General features: G+C 68.4%; 1 protein-coding gene. It reads right to left on the bottom strand.

From position 1 onward, the window contains the following. A partial coding sequence (locus tag ABZ854_RS37285; protein ID WP_361220514.1) for an IS110 family transposase occupies nt 1-1,106 on the bottom strand: 1,106 nt, incomplete at its 3' end. Nucleotides 1,107-1,144 lie beyond the last annotated feature (38 nt).

The raw sequence follows: 1,144 nt of genomic DNA, 5'->3' as shown, positions 1-1,144 counted from the left end.
GCCTGGGTGTGATGCTTTCCCTGGGTGATCTTCTTGTCGTAGTAGGTGCGCGAGGCCGGGTCGGCCAGTGCGGCGAACGCGGAGAGGAAGAAAGCGCGTTTGAGCTGCTTGTTTCCTCTGCGTGAGGGCTGTTCACCGCGGATGGAGGACCCGGAGCTCCGGGTCGCGGGGGCGAGGCCGGCGTAGGCGGCGAGGTGGGCGGCGGATGGGAACGCGGTGGCGTCGCCGACGTCGATGAGGATGCGGGCGCCTGTCCTGATGCCGATGCCGGGCATGGACATCAGGACCTTGGAAAGAGGGTGGGCCTCCAGGAGTTCCTCGATTCGGTGGGCCAGGAGTTTGCGCTGGTCGAGTACTGCCTGGAGCGAGGAGGCGAGGCTGGGGACGATCAGCGCGGCCGCGTCCGTGCCCGGGACGACGACGGTCTGTTCGTCGAGCGCGGTGAAGACGTCGTCGATCAGCCGTTCGGCCATGCGGGGTGCCTTCGGCCGTAACAGTGCGACGAGCCGTCGGCGTCCGGCCTTGCGGATCTGGGCCGGCGAGCCGAACTGGTCCAGCAGTCGCAGGACGGCCGGGTGCTGCATGCGCGGGCCCAAGACCCGTTCCAGGTGTGGGTGGATCTGTGTGAACAGGCCTCGCAGCCGGTTGGACAGGCGGGTCGCTTCGGCGGCGAGGTCGTCGTCGAACCCCACGATCATCTGCATCTCGGCGATCGTCTCGTCGTCGAGGTCGACAGACCGCAGCGTGTGCGGCATCGCCCGGGCGGCGTCGGCGATGATGAACGCGTCCTTCGCGTCCGTCTTGGCCTCGCCGGGGTAGAGATCGGCGATCCGCCGCATCGTCAGGCCGGGCAGATAGGCGACGTGGCAGCCGAGCTCGCGGGCGATGGCCAGGGGCAGGGCGCCGATCGAGGCGACCTGGTCGACGATGACGAGCACCGTGCCGTGCTTGGCCTGCAGCTTGGCGAAGACCTCGCGGAGTTTGGGCTCGCTGTTGGGCAGCCGCTTGTCGAAGGTCTTTTTCCCGGCCGGGGTGAGCGCGGTGGCGTGGTGTTCGCCCTTGCCCACGTCCAGGCCGAGGTAGACGTCGATGTTGCCGGTATCGATCACGTGCTGTGTCCTCCGGTCGTCCTCACCCGGCCCTG

The sequence above is a fragment of the Streptomyces sp. NPDC047028 genome (genome assembly GCF_040644095.1).
Taxonomy (GTDB): Bacteria; Actinomycetota; Actinomycetes; order Streptomycetales; family Streptomycetaceae; genus Streptomyces.
The sequence above is the reverse complement of the archived record's forward strand: the minus strand, read 5'-3'. Positions and strand labels throughout refer to the sequence as shown.